At 54.1% G+C, this 14,260-nt stretch carries 12 protein-coding genes; 5 read left to right on the top strand and 7 right to left on the bottom strand.

Translation table 11 applies throughout. The features are described from left to right. Positions 1-14 precede the first annotated feature (14 nt). Genes B5D39_RS07570 through B5D39_RS07555 form a run of 4 tightly spaced genes read left to right on the top strand, consistent with a single transcriptional unit; the run spans position 15 to position 3,612 of the window. A complete protein-coding gene (locus tag B5D39_RS07570; protein WP_078789860.1) occupies positions 15-464 on the top strand; it encodes a CBS domain-containing protein in 450 nt (149 codons plus the stop codon). An 8-nt stretch (positions 465-472) separates the two neighbouring features. Further along, complete coding sequence (gene tsaE / locus B5D39_RS07565; RefSeq protein WP_078789859.1) at positions 473-1,003, top strand: tRNA (adenosine(37)-N6)-threonylcarbamoyltransferase complex ATPase subunit type 1 TsaE; 531 nt, start codon at positions 473-475, stop codon at positions 1,001-1,003. A gap of 42 nt (positions 1,004-1,045) precedes the next feature. Further along, complete coding sequence (locus B5D39_RS07560) at positions 1,046-2,260, top strand: aspartate kinase (protein ID WP_078789858.1); 1,215 nt, start codon at positions 1,046-1,048, stop codon at positions 2,258-2,260. 41 nt (positions 2,261-2,301) lie between these two features. Next, positions 2,302-3,612, top strand: a complete 1,311-nt coding sequence (locus B5D39_RS07555; protein WP_078789857.1) for an ATP-binding protein — start codon at positions 2,302-2,304, stop codon at positions 3,610-3,612. A 10-nt stretch (positions 3,613-3,622) separates the two neighbouring features. On the opposite strand, the gene B5D39_RS07550 is transcribed toward B5D39_RS07555, so the two are convergent. From B5D39_RS07550 to B5D39_RS07535, 4 genes are all read right to left on the bottom strand, one after another. Then, the gene (locus B5D39_RS07550) at positions 3,623-6,700 is read right to left on the bottom strand and encodes a CHAT domain-containing protein (protein ID WP_078789856.1); all 3,078 of its coding nucleotides are present in this window, start codon (positions 6,698-6,700) and stop codon (positions 3,623-3,625) included. A gap of 4 nt (positions 6,701-6,704) precedes the next feature. After that, positions 6,705-7,274 carry a metal-dependent hydrolase gene (locus B5D39_RS07545; protein WP_078789855.1) on the bottom strand — a complete coding sequence of 190 codons (570 nt, stop codon included), beginning with the start codon at positions 7,272-7,274 and terminating at the stop codon, positions 6,705-6,707. 21 nt (positions 7,275-7,295) lie between these two features. Continuing rightward, positions 7,296-8,762 (bottom strand): caspase family protein, encoded by a 1,467-nt coding sequence (locus B5D39_RS17010; protein ID WP_208610560.1) that lies wholly within the window; start codon positions 8,760-8,762, stop codon positions 7,296-7,298. Positions 8,763-8,969: 207 nt separating this feature from the next. Next, the gene (locus tag B5D39_RS07535) at positions 8,970-9,368 is read right to left on the bottom strand and encodes a hypothetical protein (protein WP_078789854.1); all 399 of its coding nucleotides are present in this window, start codon (positions 9,366-9,368) and stop codon (positions 8,970-8,972) included. A 45-nt stretch (positions 9,369-9,413) separates the two neighbouring features. Here B5D39_RS07535 and B5D39_RS07530 point away from each other — a divergent pair, with 45 nt between their 5' ends. Continuing rightward, positions 9,414-9,914: a BPTI/Kunitz domain-containing protein gene (locus B5D39_RS07530; protein ID WP_078789853.1), complete on the top strand. Its 501-nt coding sequence runs from the start codon at positions 9,414-9,416 to the stop codon at positions 9,912-9,914. On the opposite strand, the gene B5D39_RS07525 is transcribed toward B5D39_RS07530, so the two are convergent. From B5D39_RS07525 to tnpA, 3 genes are all read right to left on the bottom strand, one after another. Next, complete coding sequence (locus B5D39_RS07525) at positions 9,911-11,146, bottom strand: tetratricopeptide repeat protein (RefSeq protein WP_078789852.1); 1,236 nt, start codon at positions 11,144-11,146, stop codon at positions 9,911-9,913. The genes B5D39_RS07530 and B5D39_RS07525 overlap by 4 nt on opposite strands. Before the next feature lie 14 nt (positions 11,147-11,160). Further along, the gene (locus B5D39_RS07520) at positions 11,161-13,854 is read right to left on the bottom strand and encodes a valine--tRNA ligase (protein WP_078789851.1); all 2,694 of its coding nucleotides are present in this window, start codon (positions 13,852-13,854) and stop codon (positions 11,161-11,163) included. A 163-nt stretch (positions 13,855-14,017) separates the two neighbouring features. Next, on the bottom strand, positions 14,018-14,260 hold a 243-nt coding region (gene tnpA, locus B5D39_RS07515), incomplete at its 5' end, for an IS200/IS605 family transposase (RefSeq protein WP_208610559.1).

Genomic DNA, 14,260 nt, shown 5'->3' with positions numbered 1-14,260 from the left:
CCAAGGAGCGACCCATGAAAACTGTTGCCGAGATCATGACCAAAGAACTGTTCACCGTAGGTACTGAAACCACCATCCGTGACCTTGCCGAACTGTTTGTCACTCACCGGATCAGTTCATTACCGGTGGTTGATGCCTCCGGGGCACTGCTCGGTATTGTGACTGAATCCGATCTAGTGGAGCAGAGCAAAAGCGTACACCTGCCAACAGTAATCAGCCTGTTTGACTGGGTAATCTACCTTGAGTCAGAAAAGACCCTGGAAAAAGAGCTGAAGAAGATGGGGGGCAGAACCGTTGCCGATATCTATCAGCCGGAAGCGGTCTCCATAGCACCAACCGCATCGCTTAGTGAGGCGGCTGACCTGATGAGCGCCCACCACACCAATGCCTTACCGGTACTGGACAACGGCAAGCTGGTGGGGATTGTAGCCCGTATCGACATCATCCGTACCCTGCTGGTGTAGGAAAAATCATGACCCATCCTGTCACCTCACTGGTCATTGAAACCGACTCTCCCGAACAGACCGAGGCGGTGGGAAACAGGCTGGGCACGCTGCTTGAGCCAGGTGACGTGGTGACCTTGTCCGGCGAACTGGGGGGCGGCAAGACCTGTTTCGTGCGGGGCGTAGTTGCCACACTGGCCCCAGCCAGTAAAGATCTGGTGGCCTCCCCCACCTTTGCCATCCTCAACGAGTATCCGGGGCAACCAGCGGTGCTGCACTATGACTGTTATCGTCTACGTGGCAGTGACGATGCCGTGGAATTGGGGTTTGAAGAACAACTTTCCGGAAATGCCGTCTGCCTGATTGAATGGCCGGAACGGATAGCAGCCATTCTGCCGGATGACCGTCTTGAGGTGTTGTTTGAATATTCTGATGAGACCCGGCGTTGCATCACCTTTTCCCCCCACGGCTGTCGGGGTATAAAAATGGTTGAACAGCTGGCCACTACTGGTGATTTTTGTAAAAAGTCCTTGTCTGAGGAACACTGTTCTGATATTTAATAGCCCTTTCATCTTTGATCTGTTCTGTGAAGGAGTAACAGTATGGCACTGGTAGTCCAGAAATATGGAGGGACCTCGGTCGGCACCACAGACCGAATCAAGAACGTCGCCAAGCGGATCATCAAGACCTACGAGGCGGGTAACGAGGTAGTGGTAGTTGTTTCTGCCATGTCAGGGGAGACCAACAAGCTGGTGGCCCTGGCCAATGAGATGATGGATATCCCTGACAACCGTGAGTATGACGTGGTGGTTGCAACCGGCGAGCAGGTCACCATCGGCCTGTTGTCAATGTACCTGAAATCCCTGGGGTACAAAGCCAAGTCATACATGGGCTGGCAGGTACCGATCATCACCGACAGCACCTTTTCCAAGGCCCGGATTGAAAGCATTGACGACACCAAGGTGCGTGCCGATCTGAAGGCTGGCAACATTGTGGTGGTGGCTGGCTTCCAGGGTATGGACAAAGACGGCAACCTGACCACCCTTGGTCGCGGCGGCTCAGACACCTCTGCCGTTGCCCTTGCTGCTGCCCTCAAGGCTGATGTCTGCGAGATCTACACCGACGTAGACGGCGTCTACACCACTGACCCCAACGTCTGTAAAGAGGCCCGCAAGGTGGAAAAGGTCTCCTACGACGAGATGCTGGAACTGGCCAGCCTTGGTGCAAAGGTGCTGCAGATCCGCTCGGTTGAGTTTGCCAAGAAATTTAATGTGGACATTCATGTCCGCTCTAGCCTGAATGAAAACACCGGTACCATGGTTACCAGGGAGGATAAGGATATGGAAGGGATTCTCGTTTCCGGAGTTGCGTACGACAAGAATGAAGCCAAGATTGCCGTACTGGGAGTGCCTGACAAGCCCGGCATTGCAGCAAAATTGCTCACCCCGCTTTCCGATGCGGCTATTTCAGTCGACATGATCGTTCAAAACGTCAGCCATGACGGCCTGACCGACTTCACCTTCACCGTCACCAAGGCCGACCTGAAACAGGCCCTGCTGATCACCAACGAAGCAGCCAAAGAGATTCAGGCTAAAGAGGTTCAGGCTGATGAAAACATCAGCAAGATCTCCATCGTCGGCCTGGGTATGCGCAGCCATGCCGGTGTTGCCACCCGTATGTTTGCTGTGCTGGCCAAGAACAACATCAACATCGGCATGATCTCCACCTCTGAAATCAAGGTTTCTGTGGTGATTGACGAGAAATACACCGAACTGGCTGTACGGGTTCTCCACGAAGAGTTCGGCCTGCAGGGATAAACAGCCGTATATGACGTAACAGAAAAGGGGATACCATACCGGTGTCCCTTTTCTGTTTTCAGGCAATTCCGTTCAGACCGCTTGCCTATGGTGTAGAGCATGGTATGCTTAAAACCGTAGTCACTACTTGTACCACATTGGATATTGTTATGGCGCCTGCCCGCAGAAACAGCAAAAAACCCGCACGCCTGGCCACCAGTTCGTCAGAACAGGCCCGTGTAGCACGGAACGAGTTTTTAACCAACATGAGCCACGAGATCCGTACCCCGATGAACGGGGTAATCGGTATGGCTCAACTTCTGCGCACCACACCGCTGGACAACACTCAAAAAGAGTATCTTGATTGCCTTGAGACCTCTGCCAAAAGCCTGATGTATCTGATTAACGATATTATTGACTTCTCCAAGATTGAAGATGGTCAGGTTGAACTGGAAGAGGTTGACTTTAGTCTGCGCGGCACCATCAACAACATCATCAAGACCCAACATTCAGACCTTCACCTCAAAGGCCTGGATCTGCTGATCGACATCCCCCACACGGTTCCAGACTCCCTCAGGGGGGATCAGCTACACACCAAACAGGTCATCCTCAACCTGCTGGGCAATGCCATTAAGTACACAGCCAAAGGAACCGTTCGAATTACCGTTGGCATAATGGAGCAACATGACGACCAGGTCCTGCTACAACTCAGTATCAGCGATACCGGTACCGGTATTGACGCTGAAGAACTGGCCAAACTCTTTAAGCCGTTCCAGCAGAAGAAAAAAACTATAGACAGGCCACTGGGTGCAAAAGGGTTGGGAGTTTCTATCAGCAGACGCTTGGTCGAACTGATGGGCGGAAGAATCTGGGCCGAAAGCACCGTTGGGACCGGTAGCACTTTTTATCTGGCCCTGCCGTTTATTGTTGCACGGAGAACCGCTGCATTCGATGCAGAGGAAGAACGTGACACCCTCTCTTCACAATGGGAAGGCCCGGCATTACAGATCCTTCTGGCAGAAGACAACGCTATCAACCAGAAGTTTGCGGTCACCATCCTGGAGCGGATGGGACATCAGGTCACCAGTACCAACAATGGCAAAGAAGCGCTGCAGCTTTGGCGGGAAAAGAGTTTTGATCTGATCCTGATGGATATCCAGATGCCACTGTTGAATGGCATTGCCGCAACTGAAACCATCAGGAAAGAAGAAGGCAACGCAGAGAAGCACATACCGATTATCGCCCTGACAGCCCACGCCCTGCAGGAGGAAAAGAAACAGCTACTTAATTCAGGATTTGACGGCTATGTTCCCAAGCCGATGGAGGTTGATGTGCTGATTAAGGAGATGAAAAAGGTACTCAGCTTAACCTGAGCATAATGACTTACCCTTCTCCGTGCAGCACAAACACACCCCAGTAAAACGGGTTGGGATACTTCTTGCGCATCTGCTCACGTGCCAGCTTCAGTGCCTGAGCGTGGGGCTTGCCCTGCTTGAGATAGCTGTAAAAGAGCGCCACATACTCCACCGCCGGTTCCGAGGCCACTTCCCACAGGCTGACCACCACACTGCCCGCACCGGCCGACTGGAAGGCCCGGGCAAAATTGGCCACACCTTCTCCTTCCACCTCTTTACCTACTCCAGTCACACAGGCAGATAGCATCACCATTTCAGCATTCAGCTTCAGATCAAGCACCTCACTCAGGGTAAGGAAGCCATCGCTTCCGCTCCGCTTGTCCCGTTGGCTCAGCAGGATGAACGGCTCATTCACCTCCTGAATCATGCCCGGTAGCGAGGCATGGGTGGCAAAGTGCAGGTAACGGTACTCCCCCAGCGGCGATTGTTTCAGCATCGCCTCTGTGGCCTGCTGTCCCAGCAGGATGTCAGGCGGTTGAACCGCCGTACCCAGCAAGGCTGCAATCCTGCGCACCTCGGTCTCGGTCTCAGGCAGAGAAGGAAACAAGATTTGCTGTCCGTACTGCTTCGGCACTATTGATAGGCCACGGAAGCCTTGCTGGCTTCCCGATGTTGTCCCAAAGTCAGGATTTCCAAGGGCAAACAGGGTTCGGGTCGGCTGCCCAGCCGGCAGGGTCCGTTTCAGCGCCAACAGACTGGCAGACTGATAGTAGGAGACCGCATAGCGATCCCCCAGATAGCTGGCCTCTTTGATGGAGGCAGTGCCAGGCATAGCCAGGATCTCAAACGGCAGGGTACCAAGGATACCATCCGGCACAATGATCAGCCGATCTGTGGGGCGTGCATCGGACAGAGCTTCAGACAACAGCAGCCGGTACAATTCAGCAGCCTGCTGTTGGGAAAAATCCTGCTGATGGCGGTTGGTAAGCGGTTCCAGAAAGCGCTTAACCTTCTCTTCCAGCACAGTCCGCTTCAATGGTATCCGCACCAGCCGTTGCACACCGCCTTTCCTGACCACAAACAGGTAGCTGGCATCCTCCCCCAGGGCATAGGCCAGCAGCAGTTCATTGGCTGCCAATGGCAACTGTTCCGCCGCAATCGGACGAGGGTAGTTGATGGCTGCATACAGGGGATACTCCCGCTGAAGGCGGGTTGCCAACCGATCAAGCTGCTGACGCAGGGGCTGACGTTGCTGCTGATACCGGCTATAAGCTGCTGCCCCGCCACGCACGGCCTGATCACGACCGGCATCCAGGGCAGCCAGTTGCTGGCGGAGCTGCAGTTCCTCTTCACGCAGCGCAGTCGGCAGACCGCTCGCTGCCACAGAACTGCGCCCACTCTCGGCCACACGCTCAATCAGTGTCCTGGCCTTGCTTGCCTCGGCAAAATAAAAGCCTGCAGCTGCATTATTGCCGCCATAGTTCCGCAGCTCCGGCACAATCGACTCACCACGCAAGGCCTGCTCTACAACGCTGGCAGTCAGGGCACGATAGGTGCGAAACCGTCCACCACCACCTCCTGCGGTCAGGAATGAGCCACGCTCGCCGACTGCGGAACGCAACTCCTCCAACAACTGGTAGGATTTCAGCAGATGTCGGCTTGCCCCGGCATACTCGCCACGCCCCATCAAGGCCCGACCGGTCTGCATCTCATGCTCAGCCACCACTTGCTCTCCTGCCAGAGTTGCTGGCGGTTGCTGTTGCAAGAGCGACAGAGCCTGATCATAGCGACCGGTCTGCAGGTAGACCTCCACCAGACCGGGATGTCGCAGGTGGACCCCGCTCGTACTGATCTGCAGACGCCTGCGCTCATCCAGCAGCTGTTCCGCTGTGCCAAGATCCCCCTTAAACAGATAGGCTGCAGCAAGGTTACTCAAGCCCAAGGCGATGTCTAGTTTGTTGCCAATACTACGTTTCAGCTCAAGGGCCTGCTGATGCCAGCGGATTGCATCGTCATAGCGTTTGGTTTGATAATACACCATGGCTATATTATTCAGATTGGTCGCCATATCCTGCCGGGCGCCGATCTCCCGATTAATCCGTAATGACTCCTGATAAAAAGACAGCGCCCTGTCCTGCTGGCCCAGGGCGGCATAGACATCCCCAATATTATTATTTGCCACCGCCTGCATCCCTTTACGCCCCAACTGCCGGGCCAGGATCAAGGTCTGCTGATAGTAGTTTCGAGCCTGTTCATACTGTCCAGCACTTTTTTGAACCACGCCGATGCTATTAAGGATATTCGCCTCCTGCCGTTTATCCCCCAGGCGTCTGGCAAGCCTCAATGCCTCATCAAACGTTGTCAAGGCGTTGGGAATCCTGCGCAGGTCAAACTCATTCAATCCTTTACGGTTTAGGCTTGAACAAAGGTCTTCATCCAGCTTGCCACGACGCTGGATAGCGACCGCCTCATCATAAAATCCGACAGCCTGGCTATACTGGCCGGACATATTATGGGCCTGGCCCAGGGTTGCCAGAGCATTTGAAATCCCTGCATCGTTTTTCAGACGACGGTTGATGGCAAGCGACTCCTGCAGCTCGCGGATCGCCTCAGGGTAACGCCCCAATGTTGTCTTGACGGTGCCGATATGAAACAGCAGCAACGCCATATCTTCCTGCTTACCTGACCTGCGTGCCAGGGTCAGTGATTCTTCCAGCAACGGCAAGGCCCGCTGATGCTGCTCCAACCCCTTGTACAACAGCGCGCCCAGATTCAGCAGATCACTGGTCAGATCATCCGGATTATTACGCTGACGGCTCAGCTGCAGGGTCTGTTCGTAATAGCTGCGCGCACGTTCATTCTGATCAAGGGCATCATAGACCACCCCCAGGCCGTTCAGGTTGGCCCAGCGACAGTCAACATCATTACCACATAGAGCAAGTGAACGTTCAAACAGCCTGATCGCATCCGGGTAGCGCTTGGTTTCAGTAGCTTTACTCCCCGCCTCCCAGAGGTTTTCAGCCTCATTCTTACCGGCAAAGCCGGGCGAACAGAAGATGACCAGCAACAGTAGGGAAAGAACGGGTATAACAACGCGACTGGTCATGCAGTTACCTCCTGATGGGAAACCTCTCCCTAAGTGTCTGCACAAAGGCCTGATCAGCCCGGCAGGAAACCATCTCCAACGGCGAATAGCCACGTTTCCAGGCCCAATAGAACGTCAAAGCCAGCAACACGCCGGTGATCACGAAGTTGGGCCAGGCATTCAATTCCCACTGGCCGTCCCAGATCCACTGCCAACGGTCTGAAAACGGCGTCAGATATGGTATCGGCCAGTGATCGTTTTCAGGCCCCCGCGCCCCCAGTAGATCACCCAGCAGATGGATATGGAAACTGGCAAACGCCAGCAGGGCCACCCGCCAACGCCGACCAGTGACCAGAAAGGCGACAATGGCAACCAGCACAGCAAAGCTGATGTTATGCAGGGCGGTATGGTGATAGTTTGACCACCAAAGCAGTTCATGTTTGCTGCCACGGGTCAGCACCTCAGCCACCAGCCCAAGACCATCAAGGTCAGGCGCTACACCGGCCAGCGTAATGACGGTACGCTCTCTCCGGTTCAGACTGGTATCGACATTGGCAACAGTCCAGCCCAGCAGCAGATGGGTAACCGGGTTCATACTGACTCCTCAGCCCATAGCTCACTTAACTGGAGCAACCAAACGCAATCCCAAAAAATTCAATCGGCTTTCGGGCGCCTCATACTGACGAAACGATGTGTGCAGATACGGTAGATTCGAGTACCAGCTACCACCTCGAATCACTCGCTGCGTCCCTGATGATGGGCCTTGCGGGTTTTTAGAACTGGACGGATAGCTATCCCCATACCAGTCGTGTACCCATTCCCAGACGTTGCCAGACATATCGTACACCCCCCAAGCATTCGCTTGTTTCTGACCAACAGGGTTAGTAGTTTCTCTGCTGGTACCTTTCTTACTGCCTCCGTAAGCTCCATACCATGCCACTGCATTAACGTTGTTGCTGCCACAGTATGCATGGTTGCCGCCAGCTTTACAGGCATACACCCACTCTATCTCTGTGGGTAGTCGATAGTTCATACCGGTATGGGCACTCAACTTTTGAATAAACTGTTGAACATCATGCCAGCTCACCTCTTCTACCGGACAACTGTCACCGCATTCGGTAAAATGTGAGGGGTTGTTACCCATCACCTTCTTCCACTGGCTCTGTGTAACTTCAAACTTGCCGATGCTAAAGGCATCAACACAAACCGGTCCGCCGTTTACCGTGAAACAGCCTGCAGGTACAGAAACAAACTCCATACCGGTGAAGGTGTCGGTGAGGGGGTTTGAGAAGGTCGTCGGTTGCTGCGCCACCTGAGGAGGCGGTAACGTTGATTGCAGGGATGACGACCTCGGATCACTGACGACTGCAGGAGGCACGAAGTAGAACTCCCCCTCCAGGTTCGAGGCCATCCAGGGGGTCTGTTTGTTACCCGATTTCTCGCGCACCGCTTTGAGAGTTCGTTTGAACACCTGCTCCAGCGTGAGACTTGGGGTCTGCAGAACTTTTATGAGTTCAGCAGTATACAGACCGTTACTGCCGCCACCATCGGCAGCGGTCTTGCCCGGCGCGGTGGCATAGGCGATGAAGGTGCCACTGGGGGCATCCATACTGGCCAGGCCGCGGCTAGTTGAACGGAAGGAACGCGAGAACGGGTTATCTCGACAGGCATCCAGGATGACAATATTGACATCGCTTCTCGCCTGTTCCATCTTGGCCAGCACCAGACCGGCATCAACCGCCTTGAAACGAACTTCATTCTCATCGTCTATCTGTGCATCTACCGGAATCAGGTAGTTGTTGCCCTGCACCTGCATACCGTGGCCGGCGTAGTAGAACAGCCCAATGCCGCCGCTTTTCAGCTTCTTCCCAAAGGCCTCAATACTCTTGTTTAGCTCCAGATAGTTCAAGTTGATGCGCTCGTCCACCACAAACCCCAGCCGCCGTAAACTGACAGCCATGGCACGGGCATCATTGGCAGGATTTTTAAGCGGGGATGAGGTGTAACTGCTGTTACCGACCACTAGCGCCACGCGCTGACGATTGTCTGTCACCGGCTTTGGCTGCACCTGCAGGCCTCGCATGTTTCCTTGCGATCTTTGAACAGGTGCTGCCAGGACATGTGTCCCCCCAATACAGAGTAACGCCAGAATGACCAACAGAGATCGACATCGCATACTCGTTACCTCTTCCAGTTCTTTCAGGTGTACTCTCGCCCGTACTCCAATACAATCCCTTCTGAAAGCACCTCGCCAGTCAGCAAGAAGATAATGCCTGTAGCGCCACGGGCGTCACCGTATGACACGCCAGAATATGCTGCCCAGCACCATAACAACCGTCACCAACAGAGTAGTCATCACAAACCAGTGCGGGACAAAGGTCGTCTGTTCTCTTTTCATCTCTACAGGGCCAGCCTCAGCAGTAATTTTCTCTCGTCGCATTCCTTGTAGAAGTGCACCGGTCAGGCAACCAAACAAGAGTCCAAAGGAGAGAAAGAGAATTGCGCTACCAGACTGCCCTGCATTGATTACCAAGTAGGCTGTCACCAGGCTGAACAGAGTGCAGCAGAGAAAGACAACCAGCATTGCAATGCGCATAAACAGTTCTCCCTCACAGCTGGCACTACTTACATTCTTGATTTCTATTTTACCACACAACTGATCGGTGTCATGCTCGTGTTGCAGATTCATCTGATGCTGTTATAGTTCAGGTACCAACACGAAATGAGGTCAGCCATGTCCCTTGTTCGCCTTATTCTTAGCAGCTTATTGATTCTCTTGACCCTACTCAGTCTTACAGCGTTAGCCTTTGGCAACGATCTACCGAAAAAATGTCGTCAAAAACCGGTTAATGGCCGTTGCAAGGCGATGATTGAAAAATTCAGATTTGATCAGGCCAGCGGGAAATGCGTTGCCTATTTTTACGACGGTTGTGGCCCGGTGGTGCCTTTTGACAGCCTGCACGCGTGCCAACAGCTGTGTGAAGCGACACAACCGGTACTGAAAAAGCGCGCCTCTGGCCTGTACTATGACCCGGTTGAGGATGACCCGCGTTATACTGAGGTATTTGGAAAGATTGATGCTGAGGTCAAAGAGACGCTTGCCAACCATCCACAGCGTGGCAGCATGGGGTTCGTACATCTGATCTGGGAGACAAAGAAGCGGATATTACTGCAGAAGTACAGCATTGACTGGAAGACACCGGCAGAACTGAATCCGCAGGTCATGTTTGACTAATGTCTGCAGATCAATCTGTTCAACCCTGAGGAAACCTCTGCCACCACCTGGCTCCAGTCACCAGCTTCCTGCTGTCTGAAAAGACGGATGGTCGGATACCAGGGACAATCACTCCGTTCCAACCCCCAACGCCAATCCGGTGCAAACGGCAGCAACAGCCAGGTCTGCTTGCCAAGCGCTCCGGCCAGATGTGCCACAGCCGTATCAATGGTTATCACCAGATCAAGCTGCTCAAGCAGGGCTGCTGTGTCAGCGAAATCCTGCACCAGCATGGTCAGATCCAGCAGAGGAAACGGTTGCCGAAACTCTTTTTCTGCTATCTGCAGAGAAACCCAGGTTACATTCGGAAGGTCGGATAACGGTGCCAGAAAGCCAGGCGGACAGCGCCGACCTGGATCAGGGTATGATTTACCTGCCCAGCACAGTCCTACCTTGTGGCCTGTACAGATCGGCATAACGCTCTGCCAAAAAGGTAAAACCTGTTCCGGGGCAGCAAGATAAGGCGTCTGACAAGGAATAGTCTCAAGGCTGCTGCCAAGCATGTAGGGCAGCGAAAGCAGAGGCAGATGGAAGTCAAAGTCCGGCAGGGGGTGGCCAAACGGCAGCACGGAGATGCCGATGCCAAGACTCTGCATAAGAGCAACCAGCGGTTGATGGCATTCAAACAGCACCTTTACCCCGCGGGCTACCAATAACGGCAGATAACGGCAGAACTGCAGGGTATCGCCAAATCCTTGTTCCGCGTAGACCAGGATTGTCTTGCCGGAAATGTCACCGCCATGCCAGCGTGGCTGGGAGAACTCCCGTAGTGGCGAGGTAAAGCGGCGCTTTTTCCAGCGCCACTCGTACTCTCTGAAACCGGCAGTATAGTTCCCCTGTAACAGCAGCAACAGGGCATAGTTCCAATGGGCCTCAGCATGTTCAGGTGCAACCTTTAGCACCTTTGCGCACTCAACCAGGGCCTGCTGTACCTCTCCCTGCATCTGCAGACAGGTAGCCAACGCCACACGGCTATCATGCAGAGAAGGGGCAAGTTGTAAGGCCTGCTGATAACTTTTGCTTGCCTGATCCAGAAACCCAAGTTCAAGCAGGGTATTACCCCGGTTGTTCCAAAGCAGCGCCAGGGTGGGCCAGCGTCCTACAGCGTCATCGTACAGGGCCAGGGCATCATCAAACCGCCCGGCTTCGTGCAATGCGGCGCCTTCACGCAGTATTCTTTCCAGCTCACCCATCACTATTCCTCTGGCTATTTCAGCTTTTTAATCTTCTCCAGACTTTCTTCCAGTACCGCCTTCTTTGCGGTAACATCAGCCAGCTTTGCCTTTTCCTTGGCAACAATATCAGCCGGAGCACGGTCAACAAAGCTGGGGTTTTCAAGCTTTTTCGAGAACTGCTCGATCTCTTTATCCAGCTTACCGATCTCTTTCAGTAGCCGTTTCTCCTCTTCAGCCACATCCACCAACCCTTTTAACGGCACAAAGACCTGGAACTCACCTGCCGGCTGCACAGAAGCATCTTCCGGCCTTGGCAAATCACGCCCGATGGTCAGCTGCCCCACGCGGGCCATGCTTTTGATCTTTGACTCAAACAGACAGGCCAGATCCTGTGCATGCTGAGAGCCGGTTGAAAGGATGACCGTTATTTCTCGGGATGGGGGTACTTCCATCTCGCCACGGATAGTACGGATGGCAGAAATCACCTCCATCACCTGCTCCATCCGGTTGGCCGCATCTTCAAACTGCCAGTCTTCACGGGCCTGCGGATAAGGGGCCAACATGATGGAAGGCTGCCAATCACCACCGGAACCACGCAGGCTGCAGCGATCCCCCTTGGGCAGGGTCTGCCAGATCTCTTCCGTGATAAACGGCATGATCGGGTGCAGCAACCGCAGCAGGTGTTCCAGCACGGTCCAGAGCACGTACTGGGTGGTGCGACGACGTATCGGGTCATCACCGTACAGCTCCTGCTTTGACAGCTCCAGATACCAGTCACAGAACTCGCTCCAGGTAAACTGGTACAGCGTCATGGCTGCTTCGTTAAAGCGGTACTCTTCCAATGCCTGATTGGTTGCGCGGGCTGTTTCATTCAGGCGATGCAGAATCCACTCATCTGACTCGCTCAGGCGCAAATCCTCAAAAACCAGCGCATCCGGTTCAAACCCTTCCAGATTCATCATGGTGAAACGGGCTGCATTCCAGACCTTGTTACAGAAGTTACGGTAACCGGAGATCCGCTCTTCAGCCAGCTTGATATCCCTGCCCTGGGCAGCAAAGGCAGCCAGGGTAAAACGGAACGCATCGGTGCCATACTGATCGATCACGGTCAGCGGATCAATCACGTTGCCCTTTGATTTGGACATCTTCTGACCATGGGCATCCCGCACCAGGGCATGGATATAGACATCCTTGAACGGCACCTCATCCATAAAGTGCAGCCCCATCATCATCATCCGGGCCACCCAGAAGAAGAGGATATCAAAACCGGTTACCAGGGTAGCGGTGGGATAGAACTGTTTCAGCTCAGGAGTCTTGTCTGGCCAGCCCATGGTGGAAAACGGCCAGAGCGCTGATGAGAACCAGGTATCCAGCACATCGGTTTCCTGACGTATCTCGTCACTTCCACACTGGCTACAGGCAGTTGGATCGTCCATGGACACGGTAATATGACCGCAGTGATCACAGAACCAGGCCGGAATCCGGTGGCCCCACCAGATCTGGCGCGAAATACACCAGTCTCGGATGTTCTCCATCCAGTCGTAATAGGTATTTTCCCACTGCTTGGGCAGAATCCGAGTGCGACCATCCTTGACCGCCTGCAGGGCACGCTCAGCCAGCGGGCCAACCTTGACATACCACTGCAGAGACAGATACGGCTCCACCACAGTTTTGCAGCGATAGCAGCCTCCCACAGACAGACCGTGATCGTCGATCTTTTCCAGCAGCCCGGCGGCCTCCAGATCCTCTACAATCTTTGTACGGACAGCAAAACGATCCAGCCCTTCATACTGATGTCCGGCAGCATTGATGATACCCGACTCGTCAAAGACATTGATCTTGTCCAGACCGTGACGTGCCCCCACCTCAAAGTCGTTGAAGTCATGGGCCGGGGTAATCTTGACCACACCGGTGCCGAACTCGCGGTCCACATACTCATCCGCAACCACCGGAATCTCACGGTTCACCAGCGGCAACAGCACCTTGGCGCCGTGCAGGTCAGCATAGCGTTCATCTTCAGGATGGACCGCCACCGCAGTATCACCCAGCATGGTCTCAGGACGGGTGGTGGCAACGGTTACAAAACGGCCCGGCTGGCCAACCACCGGGTAACGGATATGCCAGAGATGCCCCTTCTTCTCTTCGTGCTCAACCTCGATATCAGAAAGAGCGGTATGGCAGCGGGGACACCAGTTGATCAACCGGTTATCACGGTAGATCAGCCCGTCTTCGTACAGCTTGACAAACACGGTGCGGACCGCCTTGGACAGACCGGCATCCATGGTAAAACGCTCACGCTCCCAGTCACAGGAGGCACCCAGCCGCTTCAGCTGACCGATGATCTGTCCGCCCGACTCAGCCTTCCATTGCCAGACCCGCTCAATAAACGCCTCGCGCCCCAGATCGTGACGATCCTTGCCTTCTGCTGCTAATTGACGCTCCACCACGTTCTGGGTGGCAATACCGGCATGGTCGGTGCCGGGCATCCAGAGCACGCTGTGACCGGTCATCCGCTTCCAGCGGCAGAGGATATCCTGCAGGGTATTGTTGAGGGCATGCCCCATATGCAGAGCGCCGGTTACGTTTGGGGGGGGGATGACGATACTGTACGGTGTACGCGGGGAAGCTTCATCAGCATGAAAGTAGCCCTTGCCAAGCCACTCGTCGTACCATTTCTTTTCTACTTCATAGGGTTCATACCCCTTAGCCAGCTCTTTGTTTGACATTACGTAGCAACCCTGCCTTTACCTGTTTTTGCGTGAATATAGTTATATACCCTGTGATGGCATCATGGTCAAGGTTCTGCTCAGACACGGCTCGCCAAGCAATCTTCATTAAAGTCATGACCACCGGCAGAGCCGGTGGCTTGAGGAAAGCCCCTAAAAGGGGCTAAGGGTTTTGGGTGAAGTCCAACTCCTCTTGTTTGTCCAGATGTTCTTGATCTCTTACATACGCCCGGATCATTTCTTCATCCAGGCCGATAGTGCTGGCACAGTAACCACGTGACCAAAAGTGCCGACCGATAAAACCTTTCTTGACCCCTTCGGCCTTACGGTGAATATGAATTGCCGACTTGCCTTTCAAATACCCTATCACCATCGAAACACTGTACTTCGGTGGAATACTCAACAC

The organism is Trichlorobacter thiogenes (assembly GCF_900167465.1).
GTDB lineage: Bacteria > Desulfobacterota > Desulfuromonadia > Geobacterales > Pseudopelobacteraceae > Trichlorobacter > Trichlorobacter thiogenes.
This window is presented reverse-complemented; position numbering and strand designations above follow the sequence as displayed.